This window comes from Marinomonas flavescens (genome assembly GCF_004352835.1).
GTDB classification, from domain to species: Bacteria; Pseudomonadota; Gammaproteobacteria; order Pseudomonadales; family Marinomonadaceae; genus Marinomonas; species Marinomonas flavescens.
The window spans coordinates 1-26,598 of the sequence record NZ_SJSB01000016.1 but is presented as its reverse complement, the minus strand read 5'-3'; the positions used below and the strand labels follow the sequence as shown (position 1 = coordinate 26,598).

The window sequence follows — 26,598 nt, the reverse complement described above, 5'->3', positions numbered from 1 at the left end:
CCTTATTCAGCGACCATGAAGTCAATTTCTTGGCCATCAGCCAAACGTACATACGCTTTTTTCACGTCACTACGTTTACCTAGACCACGAACTGTACGCTTTGTTTTACCTTTTTGGTTCAACGTGCGAACAGACTCAACATTGACTTCAAAAAGCGCTTCGATAGCTTTTTTGATTTCAGGTTTCGTTGCATCACCAGTAACACGAAAAACATACTGACCGTTTCCTTCGGATACGATAGTTGCTTTTTCGGAAATATGTGGACCCAACAGAACTTTATAAATGCGTTCGCCGATCATGCTAGTGCCTCCTCAACTTGTTTCAGAGCACCAACTGTCACCAACACTTTGTCGTAAGCAATCAAGCTAACAGGGTCGATAGACGCTGCATCACGCACATCTACGCTTGAAATGTTGCGAGCTGCTAAAAACAGATTATCATCCAATTCATGGGAAATAATCAGAGCATTCTCAATATTCAATTCTGTCATTTTGGCTTTGAAAAGCTTAGTTTTTGGAGATTCCAATTTAAGCTCTTCAACAACAACAAGGCGGTCTTGACGTACTAACTCAGACCAGATGGTGCGCATTGCTGCACGGTACATCTTCTTGTTTACTTTCTGAGAGTGATCTTGTGGTTTTGCAGCGAAAGTAACACCACCGGAGCGCCATAATGGACTACGGATTGTACCTGCACGTGCACGACCAGAACCTTTTTGTTTCCAAGGTTTACGGCCACCACCAGCTACTTCAGAGCGTGTTTTCTGAGCTCGTGAACCTTGACGACCGCCAGCCAAGTAAGATGTAACTACTTGGTGCACTAGCGCTTCGTTGTATTCACGAGCAAAGGCTACTTCAGAAACTTCGATAGTTCCTTCCGTGCCTGTAAGATTCAAGTTCATTGTCTACCCCTCTTAGCGAGCTTTAACAGCTGATTGAAGAATAACATCACCGTTAACAGCGCCAGGAACCGCACCCTTCACTAGGATAAGGTTACGTTCTGTATCAACACGTACTACTTCTAATGACTGAGTAGTAACTTGTGCTGCGCCCATGTGTCCTGCCATCTTTTTGCCTTTCCAAACACGACCAGGTGTTTGACATTGGCCAATAGAACCAGCAGAACGGTGAGACAATGAGTTACCATGCGTCGCGTCTTGCATGCTGAAATTATGACGCTTAATGGCACCTTGAAAACCTTTACCTTTAGATTGACCAGTTACATCAACCATAGAGATAGATTCGAAATCAGCAACAGTTAGCTCATCACCAACATTGATTTCTTTTTCGTCACCTGCCAGGCGGAACTCCCACAAACCACGACCTGCTTCAACTGTAGCTTTTGCAAAATGACCTGCAGCAGCTTTAGTGACGCGGCTCGAACGGCGAGTACCAACAGTTACTTGCACGGCTTGATAGCCGTCAGTTTCTGTAGTTTTCACCTGAGTAACGCGGTTCGGTTCAACCTCGATGACGGTTACTGGCACGGATGAACCATCTTCTGTGAAGATGCGTGTCATTCCGGCTTTGCGTCCGACTAATTGAATAGTCATTTTGTACCTCATTTGCCAGTTGTGTACGGGGCTATCACCCGCTATGGCTGGTCATTCCAGACCATTCCACTAATGTGCATAAGCCGACTGATAACCAGTCGGTTCTCGCACCCCAAACTTTAAGCTATTAACCTAAAGAAATTTGTACTTCCACGCCTGCCGCAAGATCCAACTTCATTAGAGCATCAACTGTTTTTTCTGTTGGCTCAACGATGTCAAGAACACGTTTATGTGTACGGATTTCATACTGATCACGCGCATCTTTGTTTACGTGTGGAGAAATCAATACTGTATAACGCTCTTTGCGAGTAGGAAGTGGAATCGGTCCACGTACTTGCGCACCTGTGCGTTTCGCTGTATCCACAATTTCTTGTGTTGAAGCATCAATCAGACGGTGATCAAATGCTTTCAAACGAATACGGATTTTTTGGCTTTGCATTTCCAACTCCAAATACATTGTTTTGATAACCTAACTGTACATTTATTAGGCTAACATCCTTTTTTTAAGGACGGCGAATATTAGCCATTCGAAAACTGGTTGTCAAGTAACCAATTTCTGAAAGGATACATTTACCAACAAATAAAAAAGGCCACTCGAAATTCGAGCGGCCCTTTTCTAGCTCTAAATAATTAATTGTAAAATTAATTATTTGATTACTTTAGCTACAACACCCGCACCAACTGTACGACCACCTTCACGAATCGCGAAACGTAGACCGTCGTCCATCGCGATTGGGTGAATTAGAGTAACAGTCATTTGAATGTTATCACCAGGCATAACCATTTCTACGCCTTCTGGAAGCTCACAAGCACCAGTTACGTCAGTTGTACGGAAGTAGAACTGAGGACGGTAGCCTTTGAAGAATGGAGTGTGACGACCACCTTCATCTTTACCAAGAACATATACTTCTGCAGTGAACTCAGTATGCGGAGTGATAGAACCAGGCTTAGCCAAAACTTGACCACGCTGAACATCATCACGCTTAGTACCACGTAGAAGAACACCACAGTTCTCGCCAGCACGACCTTCGTCTAGAAGCTTACGGAACATTTCAACACCAGTACAAGTTGTTTTCTGAGTATCACGGATACCCACGATTTCAACTTCTTCACCGATTCGAACAATACCGCGCTCAACACGACCAGTAACTACTGTACCGCGACCTTGGATAGAGAACACATCTTCGATAGGCATGATGAATGCACCGTCGATTGCACGCTCTGGCTCAGGGATATAAGTGTCAAGAGTTTCAACAAGTTTCTTAACAGCAGTAGTGCCCATTTCGTTGTCGTCTTCGCCGTTCAATGCCATCAAAGCAGAACCAGCAATGATTGGAGTATCATCACCTGGGAAGTCGTATTCAGTAAGAAGGTCGCGTAATTCCATTTCAACCAACTCAATCATTTCTGCGTATTCTTCAGAATCCGCGCCACCACAGTCTTCAGCCAACAAATCAGCTTTGTTTAGGAAGACAACGATGTAAGGAACACCTACTTGACGAGAAAGAAGGATGTGCTCACGAGTCTGAGGCATAGGACCATCAGTCGCGCCACATACTAGAATCGCACCATCCATTTGAGCAGCACCAGTGATCATGTTTTTAACATAATCGGCGTGTCCAGGACAATCTACGTGCGCATAGTGACGGATTGTAGAATCATACTCTACGTGAGACGTAGAGATAGTGATACCACGTTCACGTTCTTCTGGTGCATTATCGATACCGTCAAAAGCAACAGCGGTTCCGCCGAAAACTTCTGCACATACACGAGTTAATGCTGCTGTTAAAGTTGTTTTACCGTGGTCAACGTGACCGATAGTACCAACGTTAACGTGTGGTTTATTACGTTCGAATTTACTCTTTGCCATGATACATACACCTTAAGAATTAGTAAGTATGATGATTAATCTTCATTTTTGATGATCGCGTCTGCCACACTAGCTGGTGCTTCAGCGTATTTCTCAAATTCCATCGCATAACTTGCACGCCCTTGCGACAAGCTACGCACGTCGGTTGCATACCCAAACATCTCGCCCAAAGGCACTTCTGCTCGAATAATTTTACCAGACGGGGAATCGTCCATCCCCTGTACAAGACCACGACGACGATTCAGGTCACCCATCACATCGCCCATGTATTCTTCAGGGGTAACAACTTCCACTTTCATTACAGGCTCAAGAACGCAAGGATCAGCATCAACTGCTCCTTTCTTTAAGCCTTGAGAAGCTGCAATTTTAAAGGCCATTTCATTGGAGTCAACATCATGGAATGAACCATCAAACAATACGACCTTGATACCCAGTAAAGGGAAACCAGCGATCACACCATTCTTCATTTGCTCCGAAACACCCTTTTCTATTGCAGGGATGTATTCTTTTGGAATAGCACCACCAACAATCTCGTTAACAAACTCAAGTCCTTCCTTATCGGTTGGAATTAACTTCATTACGACGTGACCATATTGACCACGACCACCAGATTGACGAACAAATTTGTGATCAATTATCACTTCTTTGCGAATTTTTTCTCGGTACGAAACTTGAGGCTTACCAATGTTAGCCTCGACCTTGAATTCACGACGCATACGGTCAATTAGAATTTCAAGATGCAATTCGCCCATACCAGAAATAATCGTCTGCCCGGTCTCTTCATGCGTTTCGACACGGAAAGACGGATCTTCTTGCGCAAGTTTACCCAGCGCAACACCCATCTTCTCTTGATCGGCTTGAGATCTAGGCTCAACCGCAACCGAGATTACAGGCTCTGGAAATTCCATGCGTTCAAGCACAACAACATCTTTCATATCACAAAGCGTATCACCTGTAGTGACATCTTTCATACCAATAGCGGCAGCGATGTCTCCAGCAAGCACTTCTTTGATCTCTTCACGATTATTGGCATGCATTTGAACCATTCGGCCGACACGCTCACGCTTCTGCTTAACAGAATTGTAAACCGCATCGCCTGTTTTTAATACACCAGAGTACACTCGAATAAAGGTCAGCGTGCCAACAAATGGATCTGTTGCAATTTTAAACGCTAACGCAGAAAAAGGAGCGCTGTCATCCGCTTCACGAGTGACAAGCGTTTCACCATCTTCAAGCGTGCCTTCTATTGCCTTAACTTCGACAGGAGAAGGCATATACTCAACAATGGCATCCAGAACAGCCTGAACACCTTTGTTTTTAAACGCAGAACCACATGTAACCAATACAATTTCATTAGCCAATGTGCGTGCACGCAAACCTGCTTTGATATCTTCAACAGACAATTCACCTTCTTCAAGATATTTGTCTGTTAATTCTTCATTAGCTTCTGCGGCCTCTTCAACCAACTTCTCACGCCATTCATTCGCCTCATCAAGAAGCTCACTAGGTATATCCTCTAAAGAGAATGTCATACCGTGATCTTCCTCATTCCAGCGAATTGCCTTCATAAGAACCAAATCAACAACACCCTGAAAGTGTTCCTCAGAGCCTATATTGATCTGTATTGGAACAGCATTTGCACCCAAACGATCTTTAAGCTGACGCACAACAGAGAAAAAATCCGCACCAGTACGGTCCATCTTATTGACGAACACCATACGAGGCACTTCATATTTATTTGCTTGACGCCAAACCGTTTCTGTTTGAGGCTGAACACCAGAAGAACCACAGAGCACAACCACCGCACCATCAAGAACACGCAAAGAACGCTCCACTTCAATCGTGAAATCTACGTGCCCCGGTGTATCGATAATGTTAATACGATGCTGATCAAACTGTTTGCTCATACCACCCCAGAAGCAAGTTGTTGCCGCTGAAGTAATAGTGATACCACGTTCTTGCTCTTGTTCCATCCAATCCATTGTTGCGGCACCATCATGCACCTCACCAATTTTATGAGACAAACCAGTATAGAAAAGAACGCGTTCAGTTGTCGTCGTTTTACCTGCATCAACATGCGCACAAATACCAATATTTCGGTAGCGGTTGATAGGTGTTTTACGTGCCACTGTCTTTGTTGCTCCGGTCTATTAGAAACGGTAGTGAGAGAATGCTTTGTTAGCTTCAGCCATACGGTGAACGTCTTCACGTTTCTTAACAGCAGAACCTTTATTCTCAGATGCGTCTAGAATTTCACCTGCTAGACGAAGCGCCATGGATTTTTCACCACGCTTACGAGACGCCTCTACCAACCAACGCATAGACAAAGCTACACGACGAGCTGGGCGTACTTCTACAGGGACTTGGTAAGTCGCACCACCAACACGGCGAGATTTAACCTCAACCATTGGCTGGATAGATTCTAGAGCTTTTTCGAAAAGACCCATTGGCTCTTCAGTTTTAGCGCGAGCTGCTACTGTATTCAGTGCATTATAAACAATGCTTTCTGCAACAGATTTTTTGCCACTAACCATTACGTGGTTAATGAACTTAGCAAGGAGCTGGCTTCCGTGTTTAGGATCCGGAAGGATCTCACGCTTTGCGACGACGCGTCTTCTAGGCATGTCTATATCCTCTTCAGGTTCGCCCGAGACAATACAATTATTGCTCGGCCTTACTGTATTAAAATTTCATATCCAAACGATCTATTAAGCAGTGTTAACTTACTTCTTAGGGCGTTTAGTACCGTATTTAGAACGGCCTTGCTTACGATTTTGTACGCCTGAAGTATCCAAGCTACCACGTACTGTGTGGTAACGAACACCCGGTAGATCTTTTACACGACCGCCGCGAATCAGCACTACGCTGTGTTCTTGCAGGTTGTGACCTTCACCACCGATGTATGAAGTTACTTCAAAGCCGTTCGTCAAGCGAACACGACATACTTTACGCAAAGCCGAGTTAGGCTTTTTAGGGGTAGTAGTATATACGCGTGTGCAGACGCCGCGGCGTTGCGGACAAGCTTGTAACGCAGGAACGTCACTCTTTGCCACTTTACGTTTACGTGGTTTACGAACCAACTGGTTAACGGTTGCCATTAAACAAGCTCCACAGATCCAATTCTCATGGCGGAAATCGCCAAAATTAAGGAGGCGCAAGTGTAATTTGCGCCTATAAAACAGTCAATAGGGAGGCGACTAAAAAATCACCTCCCTAGACATTTAACAACGAATATCTAGTCTTTTAGTGCTGCACTCAATGCTTCTTCTACTTCTGAAGCACTAATTGTTGCACTACCTTCATTCGCTGCTGCTAATGCAAGCTCTTTTTTACGCTTGCGTTCGCTGTGATAAGCCAAGCCTGTTCCGGCTGGAATCAGACGACCTACTACAACGTTTTCTTTCAAGCCACGTAAGTGATCTTTCTTACCAGTTACTGCACCTTCCGTTAAGACTCGAGTTGTCTCTTGGAAAGATGCTGCTGATATAAAGGACTCAGTAGCCAATGATGCTTTGGTGATACCTAGAAGCACGCGTTCAAACTTAGCAGTAAATTTACCTTCTGCTTCTGCTTTTTCGTTTGCATCTAGAAGTTTCGTTAACTCAACTTGGTCACCTTGGATAAGATCTGTATCACCAGACTCACCAACATCTACTTTACGCAACATCTGACGAACGATAACTTCAATGTGCTTATCGTTAATCACAACGCCTTGTAAGCGGTAAACTTCTTGCACTTCATTAGTGATGTAATCAGCAAGCGCTTCTACACCTTTAAGACGCAAGATATCATGAGGGCTCATAGGACCATCGGAGATAATCTCACCTTTAGCCACTTCTTCACCATCGAAGATGTTGATTTGACGCCATTTAGGAATCAATGTCTCGATTGGATCACTACCATCTTGTGGCGTAACGACCAAACGGATCTTACCTTTTGTTTCTTTACCGAAGCTAACCACACCCGTAGTTTCAGCCATAACAGCTGGATCTTTCGGACGACGCGCTTCAAATAGATCTGCCACTCGAGGTAGACCACCGGTGATATCTTTGTTACCGATAGATTCTTGCGGAATACGTGCAAGAACTTCACCAGATTTTACCGTTGCCCCATGATCAAGGCTTAGCAATGCTTTTTCAGGCAGCATGTACTGAACAGGAGAATCAGTCCCTGGAATCAATACTGGATTACCTTCAGCATCAACAACCGCGATCATTGGACGTAAATCTTTACCTGCTGTCGGACGGTCACGAATTTCCATAATTTCGATGGTAGTCAAACCCGTCATTTCGTCTGATTGACGACGAATAGTAACGTTTTCTTCCATACCACTAAATTCAAGACGACCTTCCATCTCAGATACGATTGGGTGTGTATGCGGATCCCAGTTAGCAACGATTTGACCCGCTGTAACTTGATCACCTTCACGCACGCTCAATACCGCACCGTAAGGAAGTTTATAACGCTCTTTCTCACGACCCGCTTCATCAGCAATCGCCAATTCAGAAGAACGAGAAGCAACAACCAAATGACCTGTATGACGTTCGATACTCTTCATTTTATTGAAGCGAACTGTACCAGCACTCTTAACTTGCACACTGTCTACTGCAGAAGCACGAGACGCCGCACCACCGATGTGGAATGTACGCATCGTTAACTGTGTTCCTGGCTCACCGATAGATTGTGCTGCCACAACACCGATCGCTTCACCAATGTTAACTTGATGCCCACGCGCCAAATCACGGCCGTAACATTTAGCACATACACCATGACGAGTATCACAGGTAATAACAGAGCGGATTAACATCTCATCCACACTAGCCGCTTCGATGTCACGAACATTATGCTCATCAATCAAAGTACCAGCAGAAAGAACAAGGTTACCCTTAACGTCCATTACGTCTTGAGCCACAACTCGACCCAATACACGATGACCTAACGGCACAACAACATCACCACCTTCAATCATAGCCACAACGGAAATACCATTAGTGGAACCACAATCTACTTCAGTGATAACTAAATCTTGTGCAACGTCTACAAGACGACGCGTCAAATAACCGGAGTTAGCTGTTTTCAGTGCCGTATCGGCAAGACCCTTACGAGCACCGTGAGTGGAGGTAAAGTACTGAAGTACTGATAGACCTTCACGGAAGTTCGCAGTGATCGGTGTTTCGATGATGGAACCATCTGGTTTCGCCATCAAACCACGCATACCACCCAACTGACGCATCTGAGCAACACTACCCCGGGCACCGGAGTCAGCCATCATGTAAACCGAGTTAAATGATTGCTGCTCAACCGTTTCACCCGCTTTATTGACAGTGGTCTCTTTTGCCAAGTTTTTCATCATTGCTTCAGTTACGGTTTCGTTGGTACGAGACCATAAATCGATTACTTTGTTGTACTTCTCGCCTTGTGTTACAAGACCATCCGCATACTGGTATTCGATCTCTTTAACTTCTGCTTCTGCTTTCGCGATAATTGCGGCTTTCTCTGGTGGAATAACAAAATCATCCACACCAACAGAAGAACCTGAAATCGTTGCATAAGCAAAACCTGTGTACATCAATTGGTCAGCAAAGATACAACTCTCTTTCAAGCCCACTTTACGGTAACACTCATTGATCAGGTTCGAGATTGCCTTCTTCTTCATGCTCTGGTTAATAACAGAGAATGGTAGGCCATCAGGTACAATATCAAACAGCAAAGCACGACCAACAGTCGTATCTGCTATGAAAGTAGAAGGTACTTTTTCACCATCAAGCGTTGTATCCACTTGGCTAACGCGTACTTTCACTTTTGCATGCAATTCAACTTGCTTGCTACCATACGCACGGTGTACTTCTTTGATGTCAGAAAATGCCATGCCTTCACCCTTGGCATTGATTTTCTCACGAGTCATGTAGTACAGACCCAATACAACGTCCTGAGAAGGTACGATGATAGGTTCGCCGTTCGCTGGAGATAGGATGTTGTTCGTAGACATCATTAAGGCACGAGCTTCAAGCTGCGCTTCAATTGTCAACGGAACGTGAACCGCCATTTGGTCACCATCGAAATCGGCGTTATAAGCCGCACACACTAGTGGGTGCAACTGAATCGCTTTACCTTCGATCAACATAGGCTCAAACGCTTGGATACCCAAGCGGTGAAGTGTTGGCGCACGGTTCAACATCACTGGATGTTCGCGGATAACCTCTTCAAGGATATCCCACACTTCAGGTGTTTCACGCTCAACCATTTTCTTCGCTGCTTTGATCGTCGTCGCCATGCCACGAAGTTCAAGCTTAGAGAAAATGAATGGCTTGAATAGCTCAAGTGCCATTTTCTTAGGTAGACCACACTGATGTAGACGCAGTGATGGACCTACTGTGATTACCGAACGACCAGAATAGTCAACACGCTTACCTAGCAAGTTCTGACGGAAACGGCCCTGTTTACCTTTGATCATGTCTGCCAAAGATTTAAGAGGACGTTTGTTAGAACCGGTAATCGCACGACCACGACGACCATTATCAAGCAATGCATCAACAGACTCTTGCAGCATACGTTTTTCGTTACGTACGATGATGTCTGGAGCAGAAAGCTCTAATAGGCGTTTTAGACGGTTGTTACGGTTAATCACACGACGGTAAAGGTCGTTCAAATCAGACGTCGCAAAACGGCCACCCTCAAGAGGTACCAATGGACGTAAATCTGGCGGAAGAACTGGTAATACTTCTAGCACCATCCATTCTGGGTTGTTACCAGAATGATAGAAAGCTTCAACTAGCTTAAGACGCTTAGATAGCTTCTTAATACGAGTTTCAGAATTCGTGCTGTTTAGCTCTTCGCGCATGCGATTGATTTCTTCAGGCATTTCTAAATCGCGAAGTAGCATCTGAACCGCTTCTGCACCCATGCGGGCATCGAATTCGTCGCCGAATTCTTCTAGCGCTTCAAAATACTGCTCGTCATTCAGTAATTGGCCTTTATCAAGCGTTGTCATACCTGGATCAATCACAATGAAAGATTCAAAATACAAAACACGCTCAATATCACGTAACGTCATATCTAGGATAAGGCCAATACGAGATGGTAGAGACTTCAAGAACCAAATATGTGCAACAGGCGATGCAAGTTCAATATGCCCCATGCGCTCACGACGCACTTTAGAAAGAGCAACTTCAACGCCACATTTCTCACAAATAACACCGCGGTGTTTCAAACGTTTGTATTTACCACACAAACATTCGTAGTCCTTAATAGGACCAAAGATTTTTGCACAGAAAAGACCGTCACGCTCTGGTTTGAACGTACGATAGTTAATAGTCTCAGGCTTTTTAACTTCGCCATAAGACCATGAACGAATCATATCTGGTGACGCCAAGCCGATACGGATCGCATCAAACTCGTCAGATTGTCCCTGTGATTTTAGAAGACCCAATAAGTCTTTCATGGTTTATTCGCCCCACTCATAAGGCCGGGGAGTCTTGCTCCCCAGCAGGTCAAATGTGATTCGTACTTAATCAGCTACCAACTCAATATCGATACCAAGAGAACGAATCTCTTTCACCAATACGTTGAAGGACTCAGGCATACCAGGTTCCATTCTGTGATCACCATCGACGATGTTTTTATACATCTTCGTACGGCCATTCACGTCATCAGACTTAACTGTTAGCATTTCTTGAAGCGTGTAAGCAGCACCGTATGCTTCTAGTGCCCATACTTCCATCTCCCCGAAACGCTGACCACCAAACTGAGCTTTACCGCCCAATGGCTGCTGAGTTACCAAGCTGTAAGAACCAGTAGAACGTGCGTGCATTTTGTCATCAACCAAATGGTTCAACTTAAGCATGTACATATAACCAACCGTCACAGGACGCTCGAAAGCATCACCTGTACGACCGTTAAACAACTTAATTTGTCCACTTTCATTGATGCCAGCTAGACGCAACATACGTTTGATTTCAGACTCTTTTGCACCATCAAAGGCACCAGACGCCATTGGAACACCACCTTTCAGGTTTTGTGCCAATGTTAAGATTTCTTCGTCTGTAAAGCCGTCAAGATCTTCCGTACGAGCGCAACGCAAATCGCCTTCATAACCATTGTAGATTTCACCAAGGAAACTACGTAGTTCAGCAACTGCTTCTGCTTTCTCACGCTCTACTGCTAGCATTTCGTTGATCTTACGACCCAAGCCTTTAGAAGCAGCACCTAAGTGAGTCTCCAAGACCTGACCAACGTTCATACGCGATGGAACACCAAGCGGGTTCAACACGATATCAACTGGATCACCATTCTCATCGTATGGCATGTCTTCAACTGGCATAATCTTAGAGATTACACCCTTGTTACCATGACGACCGGCCATTTTATCACCAGGCTGGATACGACGCTTGATAGCAACATAAACCTTAACGATTTTAAGAACGCCAGGCGCTAAATCATCGCCTGTTTGCAATTTGCGTTTCTTATCTTCAAATTTAGCATCTAGCTCTTTACGACGCTCAACCAATGCCGCTTGCGCTTTTTCAAGCTGCTCACTGGCTTCTTCATTCGCGACGCGAATCTTAAACCATTCTGGATGATCAAGATTAGCTAAGAACTCTTCAGTAATGACCGCATTGCGAGCTAGTCCAGGACCACCTTCTGCTTGCTGACCAACTAAGGTTTCCGCTAGACGTTCGAACGTCGCTTTTTCAACGATACGAAACTCTTCATTCAAGTCTTTACGAACCTGATCAAGTTGCGATTTTTCAATCGATTTAGCGCGCTCATCTTTTTCAATACCATCACGAGTAAAGACCTGAACATCGATAACAGTACCGTATGTTCCCGTCTTAACACGCTGAGACGTGTCTTTCACGTCGGACGCTTTCTCACCAAAGATAGCTCGCAAAAGCTTCTCTTCAGGCGTTAGCTGTGTTTCACCCTTAGGCGTCACTTTACCAACTAGAATATCGCCAGGCTCTACTTCAGCACCGATGTATACGATACCGGACTGGTCTAACTTAGAAAGCGCACCTTCACCCACGTTCGGGATATCAGATGTGATTTCTTCAGGCCCAAGCTTAGTATCACGAGCAACACACGTTAGCTCTTGAATATGGATCGATGTAAAGCGATCTTCTTCAACAACGCGCTCAGATACAAGGATGGAATCCTCGAAGTTAAAACCATTCCAAGGCATGAAAGCAATACGCATGTTTTGACCAAGAGCCAATTCACCCATATCAACAGAAGGACCATCCGCCATAATATCGCCAGATGCTACTTTCTCGCCTTTCATAACCAAAGTACGCTGGTTAATACAGGTATTTTGGTTAGAACGTACATATTTGGTTAAGCTATAAATGTCGACACCCGCTTCACCGGCAATCGTTTCTTCGGAATTAACACGAACAACGATTCGGCTAGCATCAACAGACTCAATCACACCACCGCGAGAAGCGACGATACAAACACCAGAGTCTTTCGCGACATTTTTCTCCATACCAGTACCAACAACAGGCTTATCGGCCTTAAGCGTTGGTACAGCTTGACGTTGCATGTTCGAACCCATCAAAGCTCGGTTAGCATCATCGTGCTCTAGGAACGGAATCAAAGATGCCGCTACAGACACGACCTGACGTGGAGAAACGTCCATCAAATCTACTTTTTCTTTTGGAATCAAAGTGGTTTCGTGCATATGACGCACCTGAACCAACTCGTCAACCAAACGCCCATCTTCATCTACATTTGCAGATGCTTGGGCAATAACATATTTCGCTTCATCAATCGCAGAAACGTAAACTGTTTCATCAGTCTGCTTGCCATCTACAATCTTACGGTAAGGCGTTTCCAAGAAGCCGTAGCTGTTGGTACGCGCGTAAGTAGACAACGAGTTAATCAAACCGATGTTTGGTCCTTCCGGCGTTTCGATCGGACAAACACGGCCGTAGTGAGTGGCGTGTACGTCACGTACCTCAAAGCCCGCGCGTTCACGAGTAAGACCACCAGGCCCTAATGCAGAAACACGACGCTTGTGAGTCACTTCCGAAAGTGGATTGTTCTGATCCATAAACTGAGACAGTTGGCTAGAACCAAAGAACTCTTTGATTGCTGCAGCCACAGGCTTAGCATTCAAAAGATCTTGCGGCATTAGGCCATCCGCTTCTGCCATAGACAGACGCTCTTTAACAGCACGTTCAACACGAACCAAACCAACACGAAATTGGTTTTCAGCCATTTCACCAACAGAACGAACGCGACGGTTACCCAAGTGATCGATGTCATCAACCATGCCATTGCCGTTACGGATATCTAGCAAAGTTTTAAGAACAGCAACGATATCGTCGTTATTCAAAATTCCAGGACCAGTATCTTCATCACGACCGAGACGGCGGTTGAATTTCATTCGACCAACACCAGAAAGATCATAACGATCTTCATTGAAGAATAAGCCTTGGAATAACCCTTCAGCAGATTCTTTGGTTGGTGGCTCACCAGGACGCATCATGCGGTAGATTTCTACCAATGCTTCTAGTTGGTTATGTGTTGGATCGATGCGAAGCGTGTCAGAAATGAATGGACCATTGTCCAAATCATTTGTGTATAAAGTATCAATTTCTGCGATGCCTGCTGAAACCAATGCTTCTAGCAACTCAACAGAAAGCTCAGTATTCGCTTCCGCAATTAGTTCACCGGTAGCCGGATGAACTAGATTTTTCGCCGTCACTTTGCCAAGCATATACTCTAGCGGTACAGACAAGCGCTCAAGACCCGCCTTCTCCATAACACGAATGTGCTTAGCCGTGATTCGACGACTTTCTTCTACGATAATCTCTCCATTGGCATCAGCAATATCAAATAAAGCCGTTTCACCACGAAGACGATTAGCAACTAATTCCATTTCAAAACCATCACGGGTTAAGAAGAAACGCGTTGTTTCGAAGAAAGTATCAAGTATTTGTTCTGTTCCCAAACCCAAAGCGCGCAGTATGATAGTAACTGGCAACTTACGACGACGGTCAATTCGAACGAACACGCAATCTTTTGGATCAAACTCGAAGTCCAACCAAGAACCGCGATAAGGGATTACGCGAGCAGAATGAAGCAATTTGCCTGATGAGTGAGTTTTACCACGATCGTGGTCAAAAAACACACCAGGAGAACGGTGTAATTGAGAAACGATAACTCGTTCCGTACCGTTAATTACAAATGTACCATTATCTGTCATGAGTGGAATTTCACCCATGTAGACTTCTTGCTCACGAATGTCTTTGATAGCCTTGTTAGAGGACTCTTTATCATAAATGATGAGTCGAACTCGAACACGTAGAGGCGCAGCGTAAGTAACACCACGCAACTGGCACTCTTTAACATCAAATACTGGTTTGCCTAAACGGTAATCGACGTATTCAAGCGCCGCGCTGCCAGAAAAGCTAACCATTGGAAAGACAGATTTAAAGGCCCCATGCAGACCTAATTCCCCACGCTCTGCAAGGCTTTTGCCTTCTTGCAGAAAATTACGGTAGGACTCAAGCTGTATTGCCAGCAAGTATGGCACATCCAAAACGGGCGGCAGTTTACCGAAATCCTTACGGATACGTTTTTTCTCAGTATATGAGTAAGCCATCAGCATTCCCCAGCTTGTGCACATTGACGCAAAAGGCCCAAATCAGGCCTTACCATATATGGGAGCATTATCTCCCACTTGAAAATTCTTTTATGTTTTATTTGAGTTTTTAGAAACCCAAAAAGGCCGGTGACATAATGTCACCAGCCATTTCGACTATAGGTCGAAATCTGGAAATACAAGTATCATTACTTGATTTCGACAGATGCACCAGCTTCTTCAAGAGCCGCTTTAAGTGCGTCAGCATCTTCTTTAGAAATGCCTTCTTTAACAGCTGCAGGTGCGCTATCAACGATGCCTTTAGCTTCTTTCAAGCCAAGACCAGTTGCTGCACGAACTGCTTTGATTACGTTAACTTTCTTATCGCCAGCAGCAGTAAGAACAACGTCAAATTCAGTTTGAGCTTCAGCAGCAGGACCAGCTTCAGCAGCAGGACCAGCAGCAGCAACAGCTGCAGTTACACCGAATTTTTCTTCCATTGCAGAAATTAGTTCAACAACGTCCATTACAGACATTTCTGCTACTGCATTGATGATATCTTCTTTAGTTAGAGCCATGACTCAGATTCCTAGCATTCTTTAAAATCACCCGTAGGCGATAATATAAATTTTTTATCAAGAAGGGATACGGAAAACCGTATTACGCTGCTTCTTGCTCTTTTTGATCGCGAACCGCTGCGAGAGTACGTACAAACTTGCTTGTTGCGCCCTGCATAACACTCATCAGTTTCGCAATAGCTTCGTCGTATGTAGGCAGTGTTGCCAATCGATCAATGTCGCCTGCTGGGATCAACTCACCGTTGAACGCCAACGCCTTTACTTCAAACTTGTCATTCGCTTTAGCGAACGTTTTCAACAAACGAGCGGCCGCACCTGGGTGCTCGTTAGAGAAAGCGATCAACGTAGGACCAACAAAGCTTTCAGCTAGACATTCGAAGTCAGTGCCTTCAACTGCACGGCGAGCCAAAGTGTTACGTACTACTCGTACATAAACACCTGCTTCACGCGCTTCTTTACGTAGTGCTGTCATATTGCCCACGGTAACACCGCGAGAATCAGCAACTACTGCAGACAATGCAGTTTTAGCAGCTTCGCTAACTTCGGCGACAATGGCTTTTTTGTCTTCTAGACCTAATGCCATTGGTTTTCTCCTGGATTAGCAGGGAGATAAACTCCCCTATTTTTTTACCAACTCTCCGATTGCTCGAAGTACTTGCTGGTGAGTTAGATCCAGTAAATCTGAATCGGGCCACACCATCTGCGCAGGACAAACATTTTTCAACGTTGTTATTAAACCGTTAGGTTCCTGCGGTCTTTGACGGCCTGCACAACAAACAAATGAAGGCAGACCCCAAAGCGCATGATCTAAATGCTTACTTCGTAGAAGTAAGAGCACCTAAATCAATTCGTATGCCAGGTCCCATTGTAGAGGACAAGACTACTTTTTTCATAAAGACACCTTTAGAAGACGCAGGCTTAGCACGACGTAAATCAGCTAAAAGCGCTTCTAAGTTGCCTCGGATCGATTCAGCAGAGAAGTCGATAGAACCGACGCTTGCGTGAATGATACCATTTTTATCTGTACGGTAACGAGCCTGACCTGATTTTGCATTTTTAACTGCAGTTGCAACGTCTGGTGTTACTGTGCCAACTTTAGGGTTAGGCATTAGACCACGTGGGCCTAAGATCTGACCTAGTTGACCTACGATGCGCATTGCGTCTGGAGAAGCAATTACAACATCAAAATCTAGGTTGCCAGCTTTAACTTGTTCAGCCAAATCTTCAAAACCTACAATGTCCGCGCCAGCTGCTTTTGCTGCTTCAGCATTAGCGCCCTGTGTAAACACAGCAACACGAACATCTTTACCTGTACCATTAGGCATTACTGTAGAACCACGAACAACCTGATCAGATTTACGTGGATCAACGCCTAGGTTTACAGAAACATCAATAGATTCTTTGAACTTAACAGTAGAAAGCTCAGACAATAAAGAAACCGCCTCTTCAACAGAGTACAGTTTTGTTGCTTCTACTTTTTCTGCGATCAAACGAGCGCGTTTAGTTAGCTTAGCCATTAGATCACACCTTCAACGTCTAGACCCATAGCGCGAGCGCTACCAGCGATTGTACGAACCGCTGCATCCATATCTGCTGCAGTCAAATCAGCCTGCTTAGCAACAACGATCTCTTCAAGTTGAGCACGAGTAACCGTACCTACTTTTTGAGTGTTTGGACGTGGAGAACCACTCTTAAGGCCTGCTGCTTTCTTAAGAAGAACAGAAGCTGGAGTAGATTTCGTTTCGAATGTGAAGCTACGATCACTGTATACAGTAATGATAACTGGCGTAGGAAGACCTGGCTCAACACCTTGTGTTTTGGCATTAAACGCTTTACAGAATTCCATGATATTCACACCATGTTGACCAAGTGCTGGACCAACTGGTGGACTTGGGTTCGCTTGACCCGCTTTAACTTGAAGCTTGATATAAGCTTGGACTTTCTTAGCCATTGTATAACTCCAGATGGGTCACTGCCCGAAGGCTACCCGTTCAACAAAATCAGGCTTTTTCAACCTGACTAAACTCCAAATCAACCGGTGTAGAGCGCCCAAAAATAAGCACTGCCACCTTGATTCGGCTTTTATCGTAATCCACTTCTTCAACGACACCGTTAAAGTCAGCAAATGGACCTTCGCTAACACGAACCACTTCCCCAACTTCAAACAAAGTCTTAGGACGAGGCTTGTCAACGCCATCATTTACGCGCTGCAAAATAGCATTTGCTTCGCGCTCTGTGATTGGAGAAGGCTTGTCCGCTGTACCGCCAATAAAGCCTAATACACGCGACGTGCCTTTAACCAAGTGCCAAGAGTCATCATTCATATCCATTTGAACTAATACATAGCCAGGATAGAATTTTCTTTCACTCTTGCGCTTTTTACCATCTCGAATTTCAACGATTTCTTCCGTTGGAACCAAGATGTCACCAAAATTATCTTCTTGCCCCATGAACTGCACACGTTCATTTAACGAGCGCATCACGTGCTTTTCGTACCCTGAGTACGCTTGTACTACATACCATCGTTTCGTCACGAGCAACTCCTAACTTATTACCGAAGAAACGATCCAACCAAGGAGCGAATCCACCCCCCACAGTACGAGAGACATAAAAACAACAACCGCTAACACTATCAAAGTGGTCTGTATTGTTTCCTGTCTTGTCGGCCATACAACTCTACGAATTTCGGTTTTCGCTTCTTTAGCTAAAGTAAAGAAGGATTTTCCTTTCGCAGTTTGCAATGCAACAAAACCAGAAACACCAGCCAAAACAAGGATAGCGATCAAACGATACAATAGTGACTCAGCAGAAAAATAGTTATTACCAATAACGCCAACCGCAATTAGTAGAACAACAATCGCCCACTTAAATACGTCTCCGCGAGACGATTGAGCTTCAGTACTCGATCTCATACTTTCAGGTAATCCCTAACTAAGAAATAGGATACGAAAAATGGCAGGCCAAGAGGGACTCGAACCCCCAACAGCCGGTTTTGGAAACCGGTGCTCTACCAATTGAACTATTGGCCTACAATCGCATGGGCGGAGGATGGTACCCGTAATTGCCAAAATAAGCAAGGGTATTCGCCCAAAAAACAGACAATAAAAAAGGCGGATCAACCACCTATCTTTGCATTGGAAAATGCTGGAGCTCATGAGCAGATTTGAACTGCCGACCTCACCCTTACCAAGGGTGTGCTCTACCAACTGAGCTACATGAGCATTGGAGCGGGTAGCGGGAATCGAACCCGCCTCTTCAGCTTGGAAGGCTGAGGTAATAGCCACTATACCATACCCGCAATTGGTGGAGGGAGGTGGATTCGAACCACCGAAACTTTCGTGGCAGATTTACAATCTGCTCCCTTTGGCCACTCGGGAACCCCTCCACGTACTCATCGCTACTTACGTAACACCCCAAAAGGTGGGAGACATTATATGAATCACATTTTGAATTGCAAGCACTAACAAGGTTTTTTTTCTAACTTTATCATCATCTTGGTCAAATCGAACTGAGCCAAGAATGCATCCCAATCATCTTCGTTAATCGATTGCTTTATATCAATTTGATATAAAGGCACTGTTCGCATATGAGCATATACATTCACTGAGTAACCTGACGCTTTCTCTATTCTTTCTCGTGCTTGTTGAGCTCTATCTTTTGATGAATATAACCCTAAAGAAATACGATTCTTCATTTCTTCACGAGTGATAATAAAACTGTCTATAGATTTAGCCGTCAAATCTTTAACAATCTCACTCGCTCGTTTTTTAGTTTCAGGGGCGTCGATATATAACCAAAACTTTGGTCTTTTACCCACTGTATTTTTATCAGAGTACTTCCACCCTAGTTCCTTTAGGACTTTGGTTATTTGCGCATCTTCAACGCTCTTCTCCACCTCGATCTGCGGGCAAAAACCACTTGAAACATTACTATTTACAACCGTCCCGGTAATCGCTTGATTTAGAGCCGCTTCCATTTTTTCAGTCTGTGATTTTTCCACCACCTCATTTTGACTAGGAGGTTCGGACAATAATCTTATGCTCTCACTTACTGGAGGTGCATAAACCGACTGTTTAGGTATAACCGCTTTATCCTGCACAAAACTATTCCAGCTCAGAAAAGCAGCATTAGCCAATACCACGAGATAGAAAAGCCATTTCACAAACGACCCCTTAGATATTCGTCACCCACCAACTTTGCCCCTTTCGCAACCAAATATAATTCTTGCTTAGCATCAATTCTTAGTGCGCTTAATAGCAATTGAGCGTCGCCCCCCGTAACCACCCAGGTAAAGTGCTTATAGCCCTTATACAATCTCTCAAGAAAACCAAGCGCCATTTCATTACAACCTTCTGATACTGCCCTAGCTGTGGAGTTAGGCAATCCAACACATTCTAACTTTTCGGCGTTTTCATAACGTATTCGTGCCGTATTCGACAACAATGACTTCTCCATCATAGCCAGACCAGGCGTAATATACCCCCCTAAATGCTGACCAACCGAATTTACCATATCCACTTTAATCGCCGTTCCAGCATCGACTATCACCACATCCCCACCGAACAAATGGTAACTGGCAATGACCGTCAACCATCGATCTACGCCTAACCGATGCGGCTCATGATACGCGCTGCGAACCCCACAAATCTCTGCTTCGCTTTTTAGCTCAACAACTTCACTAAGAGGATAACCTCGCCTTAGATTCAATAAAGAAGCCTGATTTTCCTCTTCTGAACGTACGCTCGCAAAATAGATAGCATCTGGCAGAAAATCATTTTTTGATATCATCTCATCATCACGAACCTGCCATAGAACCAAATCGCCCTCGAATGCCGTATATTTGATGCTGGTATTACCGACATCGACAATCAATACCCTATCTACGACGGACACTGACTTCTCCTCCATGCAAAACCACTAACTGACCATCTTCCTCTATCAATAAGGCACCACTTTCGTCAATTCCTCGAGCAATACCTGTGCGCTGCTGTGAAATAGAACTGACCGTTACCGACTGATTGAATAACACATCGTGCGCTTGCCATAATGTCTGGTAATGCTTCATCCCATGCCCCAACTCAAATTGCTTGCAAACCGCTACTAGCTCATTTGTTAAATCTGCAATAATTTGATTACGACTTGGGGGGCCACCTAATCTTGAGGCAAGGTCTGTCCAAGGCTGATCAACTGTGGCCATCACCTCTTGATCCATCTCAACATTCAAGCCAATACCTATGATCACATGACAAACATCTTGATCAGCAACCATTTCCAGTAAGATACCACATACTTTTTGGCCATCTATTTGGACATCATTTGGCCACTTCAAACCTGGATTTGGAATATTAAGTTTTTTTAGTGTCCTTGCCACTGCAACACCGACAGCCAAACTTAAACCCTCAACGACACTAGTGCCGCTTTCAAAGCGCCAAGCGAATGACATGGTCACATTTTTAGCGACACCTGATTCCCACTGCCGACCACGACGCCCCTTACCTTTAGTCTGTCGCTCCGCGGTCACCAGAACAGGCAAGCTTCCACCATTCGCAATGTGTTGCTTTGCATTACTATTCGTAGAGTCCGTTTCAAACAAAACCTCTAGCGCCACCTCTTTATCAATTCCAGATTCTAGTAACGCGGACTCTGTCAATAATTCCAAAGGCGCAGGCAGTCGGTAACCTCGTCCTTTTACTGAATTTACATTCACACCGATACTTTCTAACTTTTTCAGTTTTTTCCAGACAGCCGCACGTGTTACACCCAGCGCTTCACCCAACTCTTCGCCTGAGTGAAACTTACTATCACTCAAAAGAGATAAAATCTTTTGCATTCACTTATACTCCAGTCATTTTCATTTACTTGTATGAAACGAAGCAAACTCTTGGTCTTCACCAACCTGTAACCAATTTTCTAGCGGATAATCACAACCTTTATCCACCGCGTGGAGCGCATAAGCATGGCGAGATTTACCTGAACGATTAGCATAACTAAGATGTGGAAACTCACCATTCAAGACAACCAGCGAGCCTTTAGGGACAGGCAGTGCAACAAGCTCATCCAGCGCCCATTGATGCTCATTCAACAACACCATTTTTGTTTCAATAGCCCCAGCCGATGTACGCTCAAAACGCTTCAATAAACCTTGTTTATGCCCGCCAGGGAGACCCCATAAACATCCATTTTCAAGGGTCGCATCTTCGATCGCAAACCATAAGCCAATCACACTCATAGGTTGAGTGTAGAGAAAGGTACTATCTTGGTGGCAATTTACTTCACCTCCAATACTTGGCTGCTTAAAAATATACATAGATTGAGCGGCTTGCGGCTCAGTCATCCCTAATTGTTCTAGTAAATTTTTCCAAACGAAGGACAATGAGAAATTGCTAAATACCACATCCTTAGTATGTAGAGCATGCCCTACTTTATTAATTGACAACGGTAATGACTGCTTCAATTCTCCTTTAGAGTCGAAAGCCTCTTCTTCGAAAAAGAAGGTTATTTTATTTGCCGAATCCATAAAGTATTGATCGGTATGCCTTACTTGCTCATTGGTCGTAAAAACAGAACGCACGGATTTGGGATCGAAGTCATCCATTAACTGTCGCATCCTTTCCCTTAACGCACTACATGTCTCATCGGGTACAGCTGACTCAATAATAAGAAAACCTTTTTCATGATATTCCTTCACCTGAGCGGCAGTTAACGTTAATACGTCTAAACCCAGAGAATCATCCACTCTCATTGTATATTCCTCCCACCACTCAATTAAGATAAGCCGTTGCTTGTATAAAATTGGAAGCCTGTTTCATCAACACATCAAACGTTGGATTCCATGAAATGCGTGCTGCATGAGCACTTCTTGACATCAAAGCATCAGATTTTTCACCGAACCAGTTATTCGGATCCGTTCGACAAGCGTCGTAAAGAGATCGATCAGATAAATACCAATCACAAATACGATACTCGCCCTTCTCTCCATAATACGGATTTCTAGGATCACCATGAATCGACATATGAGACAAGCCTAAAATTTGGCGCTTTGGCCAGTTGGTATTGTATATTCTAATTCGATCAGTTTGAGCATTACTCTTTGTTTTGCTATATAGCACCATCTGACTTTTTGGACTTATCATCGCCTTGCTAAAAACACCTTCACTCACTGAAGCATCCACCGTTTGATCATCTTCAGACAACGCCATAAAAACAGGAATATTCTTTGGATTATCAAACAACTGTGCCCTCACTTCTTTCGCTAAACGATAGGCCGAAGCAATAGCAGGTACAGGAATAGAGGCGTATTTAGCAAAGTCGTCCGCAGGATAATTATCCAACCAATCTTTAAAATAAGAGAGGAAAGGAGACAGCCAATCGATATTGCTATGGATTTTAAATAATGGAGAGAACAATAAAACACCAGACACAGTGTCTGAATGCTGCCAAGCGTACTCTGCCGCCAATGCGCCACCAGTAGAAAAACCTCCAACGTAAAAGACATCTACTTTTTTCTGAAACTCATTTGCTGCGTCTTGAAATGTCTTTCGCCAATCATTCTCATCAACAAGAAGAAGATCTGATGCTTTAGTTCCATGACCAGGCAAGAGGATTACTCGCACTTGATAACATGACTTTTGCAACGCCCTAGCCGGATCCCTCATTGAAAAAGGCGAATCCGATAAGCCATGAGAAAGTAAAATACCTATTTTAGGTCTGTTAGCACAGCGCTCGGGGTCAGGTAATAGCTCAAAGGGCATTACATCTGCTAATTCTCTCTTTGAATCTTCAGGCTTGACCCATTGCTTGTGTGTTTGTAGAAATACCTTAGCCCGCCACTCATAGGAGGAAAAACTCTCTCCTGATTTTGATAAAAAGATATCCTTAGCATCAGCGGCCCATAAAGGAGACATCCCAATACACAAACACCAAAGAATAATTTGTTGCCGCATGATAAACCCTCACCAAGAGCGATTGAATATAACAATCCTAGCAAAGTAGCGAGAATAACTCTCTATGCTATTATTCTTTCTACTCCAGTAAATACGACATTTTTCATGCCCCTCTCACAATTTTCTACCGAACGAGTGCCATCACTTTGGTTTTTGCTCGTGAAAAAGTTCTACCAAGAACACTACCCTAGCGGAAAACCCAATAAAGCAGATCCAATTTGGGTATTGAAAAAGCACGGAAAAATCCTTAGCGCTGTACGCCTCAAACAATTCTCAGAATATCAGCTACTCACCGCAATGGTTACCGAGCCAAACCAACGTGGCAAAGGACTAGGGAAACACTTATTGCACTCTATCCATAACGCACTGACTGAAAAACCATGTTATTGCTTTGCTTTTTCACACCTTACTGGCTTCTATCAGAGCTGTGGTTTTAGGTGTATATCTGTTGAACAACTTCCACAGGAATTAGCACAACGCTTTAACGCCTATACAGCACAAGGTCGTAAACTCACCCCAATGCTTTATCATTCAGCCCGACAAACCACGAGATAAAAAAAAGCGTCAGCCTTTACGCTGACGCTCTTACAATGAACTACATAGCCATTTTTTGTTACTTCAAATGACCTGCATTATGAAGCGCCCTATCTTTCCCAAGAGGTGGATTCCATTGGTACTGCCATGTTTCAGATAATGGCAACCCATTTGCTTCTAAATAGACTCGCATGTTAATTGGGTTCGCGGTCGCATCCGGTGGTACTAGATCGAACATTACACGATAGCCGTCAATAGATTTTAAAGGTCGAGCTGACTCAATTTCAACCTTACCTTTAGATGTGGTAATTACCGCTTTCAACTTAGTATTTTTACCTAACATAGCTAAAGAACCGCCAGCAAAATCAATGACAAAACGCTTACTGTAATAGTGGCGTTTTTTACCAATAACACCACCAATACCGGTAAAAGTATTCACAACACGAGCCTGCTGCGAATGCTCTGGAGAGTGACTCCCCCAATACATATTATAGCTGTACAGCAATTCCTGACCCGGTTCAATCGGCTTCGCAGGATTCCAAAACGCGACTATATTATCGAAAGTCTCATCCAATGTTGGAATCTCAACTAACTGCACAGAACCTTTACCCCAATTACCTATCGGCTCAATCCATAAACTTGGGCGCTTCTCATAGAAGACGCCATCATCTTGATAATGATCAAAATTACGATCTCGCTGTAACAGTCCAAAACCTTTAGGATTATCATCACTATAAGCATTAAATCTTAGATTCTTAGGGTTAGCCAGTGGGCGCCAAATCCATTCACCGTTGCCGGTATGCATAGCCAATCCATCTGAATCATGAATTTCTGGGCGCCAATCATACCCAGTTCTTCGATCATTCTCGCCAACCATATACATACTTGTCATTGGTGCGACACCCAAACGCTCAATCGCTTTCCTAGGATAAATAGCAGCATCTACTTTCATCTTGAAAGGTTCACCTGGTTTCATATCAAATCGATAAGCACCAGACACGCTAGGAGAATCCATCAATGCATAAACAGTTACAACATCAGATCCAGGCTTTGGCTTTTCTAACCAAAAATTTGTAAAGGTAGGAAACTCTTCAGGTTGAGGAAGCGCCGTATCCACAGCCAGGCCCCTAGCAGAAAGACCATACTGCATCTCACTACCAACTGCACGAAAATAACTAGCGCCCAAGAAAGCAACAACATCTCGCTGCCAATCGGTCGCAAACTGCATTCTGAAACCGGCAAAACCAAGGTCCTTAGGAAGCTTTTTCCCATTCACTTTAGATTTACCATAATCGAACATAGAAGATGAATAAGGCACAGGTATTGATTTTCCATTTTCCAATTCATTAATATGAATAGGAGTATCGAAGCCTAGACCAAGATGAAATAACTCAGTGCGAAATTCAGAATTATCTTTACGCCATAAAGCCTTATCTTTCTTGAAATGAATTTGTTGATAATCATCCCAATCTAAGCTTTTTAAGCTTTTAGGTAGCTCCCCTTTATGACTTTGATAAGGCTGGGCTGCCAATTGACGCGCGTGTCCTTTTAGCCAAGCATAACTAAAAGCTTCACCTACTTTAGGTTCGGCCGGAGGCTGTGCTGCACAGGCCGTAAAACTAAACAGAACGCCAACAGCCAATAACGAGCGACTTGCCAATTTCTGTAAGCGGCCAGCTGTTAATGCCTTGTATAATTTATATACAAGATTCGGTTTGAGCACATTAGAGTCCTTCATAGACTCTGAATTAGAATAGGGAAACATATACTGACTCAATTAATTTAACATTAACGTCTATAATAACGAATTCATTATCATTCGTGTGTTCAGGTATGGTAAATATTCAATCTATTATAAGAAGAAACCTTTACGCTTCAAAAAATTAGCACTATTCATCAAGATATGATGATGCTTTAGGAATATTATAAAAAAACAATCAAATATCACAACTATTATCAAGTAAGCAACTTTGCTCGTAGCCCTTAATAAAAAGGCTCAGAGCCATTACGTATTAATCGCCCCTCACTCGCTACCGATCTAATAACTGATTAAATATCAAGAGATGTGGTTGGCTAGATTTTGTACCACTGTTTAAAAGGTCTGACCCTGCTCATCTGTTATAGGTATTTGATGTTAGAGGTTCTTGTTTTGCATTTGTGCTGACGCGTCGAGGTACGAGACAGGCGCAAGCAAATGGAAGAACAAGAAACGACCTTTGATGCTAAGCATGACTCATCAGATCGTTTGATGTTGGCTAGCTTGTCGGTTACGACGAGGGGCTTGTTTTGCATTTGTGCTGACGCGTCGAGCTTGCGAGACAGGCGCAAGCAAATGGAAGAACAAGAAACAACTCTTACCACAAGACCAAGAGGCGACTTTTCGTAGGAGGGTTAGACCCCTTCTGTGTTTTTTCCGACTTATTTCAGACAAAAAAAAGCCCTGACAGCGTTAGCTATCAGGGCTTTCTTAATTATAAGCTTGACGACGACCTACTCTCACATGCGTTCCTTCATAAGAGCCCCACACGGGTGTG

24 protein-coding genes and 4 tRNA genes are annotated in these 26,598 nt (G+C 44.0%); 2 read left to right on the top strand and 26 right to left on the bottom strand.

Annotated elements, in window-relative coordinates:
- Nucleotides 1-2: 2 nt before the first annotated feature.
- The 25 genes from rplW to E0D70_RS14280 all read right to left on the bottom strand — a co-directional run bounded on the left by rplW (nucleotide 3) and on the right by E0D70_RS14280 (nucleotide 23,530).
- Nucleotides 3-299 carry a 50S ribosomal protein L23 gene (gene rplW, locus E0D70_RS14400; RefSeq protein ID WP_133012985.1) on the bottom strand — a complete coding sequence of 99 codons (297 nt, stop codon included), beginning with the start codon at nucleotides 297-299 and terminating at the stop codon, nucleotides 3-5.
- Nucleotides 296-901, bottom strand: coding sequence for a 50S ribosomal protein L4 (gene rplD / locus E0D70_RS14395; RefSeq protein WP_133012984.1), 606 nt, complete (start codon nucleotides 899-901; stop codon nucleotides 296-298). The genes rplW and rplD overlap by 4 nt, the downstream gene beginning before the upstream one ends.
- A gap of 12 nt (nucleotides 902-913) precedes the next feature.
- Nucleotides 914-1,552 (bottom strand): 50S ribosomal protein L3, encoded by a 639-nt coding sequence (gene rplC / locus E0D70_RS14390; protein WP_133012983.1) that lies wholly within the window; start codon nucleotides 1,550-1,552, stop codon nucleotides 914-916.
- A gap of 127 nt (nucleotides 1,553-1,679) precedes the next feature.
- Nucleotides 1,680-1,991 carry a 30S ribosomal protein S10 gene (rpsJ, locus tag E0D70_RS14385; RefSeq protein ID WP_012071937.1) on the bottom strand — a complete coding sequence of 104 codons (312 nt, stop codon included), beginning with the start codon at nucleotides 1,989-1,991 and terminating at the stop codon, nucleotides 1,680-1,682.
- Between the two features lie 207 nt (nucleotides 1,992-2,198).
- The gene (tuf, locus tag E0D70_RS14380; protein WP_133012982.1) at nucleotides 2,199-3,422 is read right to left on the bottom strand and encodes an elongation factor Tu; all 1,224 of its coding nucleotides are present in this window, start codon (nucleotides 3,420-3,422) and stop codon (nucleotides 2,199-2,201) included.
- A gap of 35 nt (nucleotides 3,423-3,457) precedes the next feature.
- Nucleotides 3,458-5,551, bottom strand: coding sequence for an elongation factor G (fusA, locus tag E0D70_RS14375; protein ID WP_133012981.1), 2,094 nt, complete (start codon nucleotides 5,549-5,551; stop codon nucleotides 3,458-3,460).
- A gap of 21 nt (nucleotides 5,552-5,572) precedes the next feature.
- Nucleotides 5,573-6,046, bottom strand: a complete 474-nt coding sequence (gene rpsG / locus E0D70_RS14370; protein WP_133012980.1) for a 30S ribosomal protein S7 — start codon at nucleotides 6,044-6,046, stop codon at nucleotides 5,573-5,575.
- A gap of 99 nt (nucleotides 6,047-6,145) precedes the next feature.
- On the bottom strand, nucleotides 6,146-6,520 hold the full coding sequence (gene rpsL, locus E0D70_RS14365) for a 30S ribosomal protein S12 (RefSeq protein ID WP_012071941.1): 375 nt from the start codon (nucleotides 6,518-6,520) through the stop codon (nucleotides 6,146-6,148).
- Between the two features lie 137 nt (nucleotides 6,521-6,657).
- On the bottom strand, nucleotides 6,658-10,863 hold the full coding sequence (gene rpoC / locus E0D70_RS14360; protein ID WP_133012979.1) for a DNA-directed RNA polymerase subunit beta': 4,206 nt from the start codon (nucleotides 10,861-10,863) through the stop codon (nucleotides 6,658-6,660).
- Nucleotides 10,864-10,929: 66 nt separating this feature from the next.
- Nucleotides 10,930-15,030 (bottom strand): DNA-directed RNA polymerase subunit beta, encoded by a 4,101-nt coding sequence (gene rpoB, locus E0D70_RS14355; protein WP_133012978.1) that lies wholly within the window; start codon nucleotides 15,028-15,030, stop codon nucleotides 10,930-10,932.
- A 188-nt stretch (nucleotides 15,031-15,218) separates the two neighbouring features.
- A complete protein-coding gene (rplL, locus tag E0D70_RS14350) occupies nucleotides 15,219-15,587 on the bottom strand; it encodes a 50S ribosomal protein L7/L12 (RefSeq protein WP_133012977.1) in 369 nt (122 codons plus the stop codon).
- An 82-nt stretch (nucleotides 15,588-15,669) separates the two neighbouring features.
- Complete coding sequence (gene rplJ, locus E0D70_RS14345; protein ID WP_133012976.1) at nucleotides 15,670-16,170, bottom strand: 50S ribosomal protein L10; 501 nt, start codon at nucleotides 16,168-16,170, stop codon at nucleotides 15,670-15,672.
- Between the two features lie 232 nt (nucleotides 16,171-16,402).
- Entirely contained in the window at nucleotides 16,403-17,104 is a 702-nt protein-coding gene (gene rplA / locus E0D70_RS14340) for a 50S ribosomal protein L1 (RefSeq protein ID WP_133012975.1), read from the bottom strand.
- Nucleotides 17,104-17,538, bottom strand: coding sequence for a 50S ribosomal protein L11 (rplK, locus tag E0D70_RS14335; protein ID WP_133004511.1), 435 nt, complete (start codon nucleotides 17,536-17,538; stop codon nucleotides 17,104-17,106). Before rplK ends, rplA begins: the two co-directional genes overlap by 1 nt.
- Before the next feature lie 49 nt (nucleotides 17,539-17,587).
- Nucleotides 17,588-18,121 carry a transcription termination/antitermination protein NusG gene (nusG, locus tag E0D70_RS14330; RefSeq protein ID WP_133012974.1) on the bottom strand — a complete coding sequence of 178 codons (534 nt, stop codon included), beginning with the start codon at nucleotides 18,119-18,121 and terminating at the stop codon, nucleotides 17,588-17,590.
- Nucleotides 18,122-18,130: 9 nt separating this feature from the next.
- The gene (secE, locus tag E0D70_RS14325) at nucleotides 18,131-18,499 is read right to left on the bottom strand and encodes a preprotein translocase subunit SecE (protein WP_133012973.1); all 369 of its coding nucleotides are present in this window, start codon (nucleotides 18,497-18,499) and stop codon (nucleotides 18,131-18,133) included.
- 41 nt (nucleotides 18,500-18,540) lie between these two features.
- Nucleotides 18,541-18,616 (bottom strand) — tRNA-Trp (locus tag E0D70_RS14320).
- 116 nt (nucleotides 18,617-18,732) lie between these two features.
- Nucleotides 18,733-18,808, bottom strand: a tRNA-Thr gene (locus E0D70_RS14315).
- Between the two features lie 2 nt (nucleotides 18,809-18,810).
- Nucleotides 18,811-18,885 (bottom strand) — tRNA-Gly (locus E0D70_RS14310).
- A 3-nt stretch (nucleotides 18,886-18,888) separates the two neighbouring features.
- Nucleotides 18,889-18,972, bottom strand: a tRNA-Tyr gene (locus E0D70_RS14305).
- Nucleotides 18,973-19,047: 75 nt separating this feature from the next.
- Nucleotides 19,048-19,749, bottom strand: coding sequence for an SPOR domain-containing protein (locus tag E0D70_RS14300; protein WP_133012972.1), 702 nt, complete (start codon nucleotides 19,747-19,749; stop codon nucleotides 19,048-19,050).
- Entirely contained in the window at nucleotides 19,746-20,480 is a 735-nt protein-coding gene (locus tag E0D70_RS14295; protein WP_133012971.1) for a type III pantothenate kinase, read from the bottom strand. The genes E0D70_RS14300 and E0D70_RS14295 overlap by 4 nt, the downstream gene beginning before the upstream one ends.
- Nucleotides 20,464-21,417 (bottom strand): biotin--[acetyl-CoA-carboxylase] ligase, encoded by a 954-nt coding sequence (locus E0D70_RS14290; RefSeq protein ID WP_133012970.1) that lies wholly within the window; start codon nucleotides 21,415-21,417, stop codon nucleotides 20,464-20,466. Before E0D70_RS14290 ends, E0D70_RS14295 begins: the two co-directional genes overlap by 17 nt.
- Nucleotides 21,418-21,438: 21 nt before the next feature.
- Nucleotides 21,439-22,329 carry a phytanoyl-CoA dioxygenase family protein gene (locus E0D70_RS14285; RefSeq protein ID WP_133012969.1) on the bottom strand — a complete coding sequence of 297 codons (891 nt, stop codon included), beginning with the start codon at nucleotides 22,327-22,329 and terminating at the stop codon, nucleotides 21,439-21,441.
- 19 nt (nucleotides 22,330-22,348) lie between these two features.
- Nucleotides 22,349-23,530 (bottom strand): alpha/beta hydrolase, encoded by a 1,182-nt coding sequence (locus E0D70_RS14280; protein ID WP_133012968.1) that lies wholly within the window; start codon nucleotides 23,528-23,530, stop codon nucleotides 22,349-22,351.
- 105 nt (nucleotides 23,531-23,635) lie between these two features.
- On the opposite strand from E0D70_RS14280, the gene E0D70_RS14275 reads away from it, so the two are divergent.
- Nucleotides 23,636-24,085 (top strand): GNAT family N-acetyltransferase, encoded by a 450-nt coding sequence (locus tag E0D70_RS14275; protein WP_133012967.1) that lies wholly within the window; start codon nucleotides 23,636-23,638, stop codon nucleotides 24,083-24,085.
- Nucleotides 24,086-24,143: 58 nt separating this feature from the next.
- Here the strand turns inward: E0D70_RS14275 and E0D70_RS14270 are convergent, their stop codons facing one another.
- Complete coding sequence (locus tag E0D70_RS14270; RefSeq protein WP_240537150.1) at nucleotides 24,144-25,787, bottom strand: OpgD/OpgG family glucan biosynthesis protein; 1,644 nt, start codon at nucleotides 25,785-25,787, stop codon at nucleotides 24,144-24,146.
- Between the two features lie 471 nt (nucleotides 25,788-26,258).
- Here E0D70_RS14270 and E0D70_RS14265 point away from each other — a divergent pair, with 471 nt between their 5' ends.
- The gene (locus E0D70_RS14265; protein WP_133012966.1) at nucleotides 26,259-26,450 is read left to right on the top strand and encodes a hypothetical protein; all 192 of its coding nucleotides are present in this window, start codon (nucleotides 26,259-26,261) and stop codon (nucleotides 26,448-26,450) included.
- Nucleotides 26,451-26,598 lie beyond the last annotated feature (148 nt).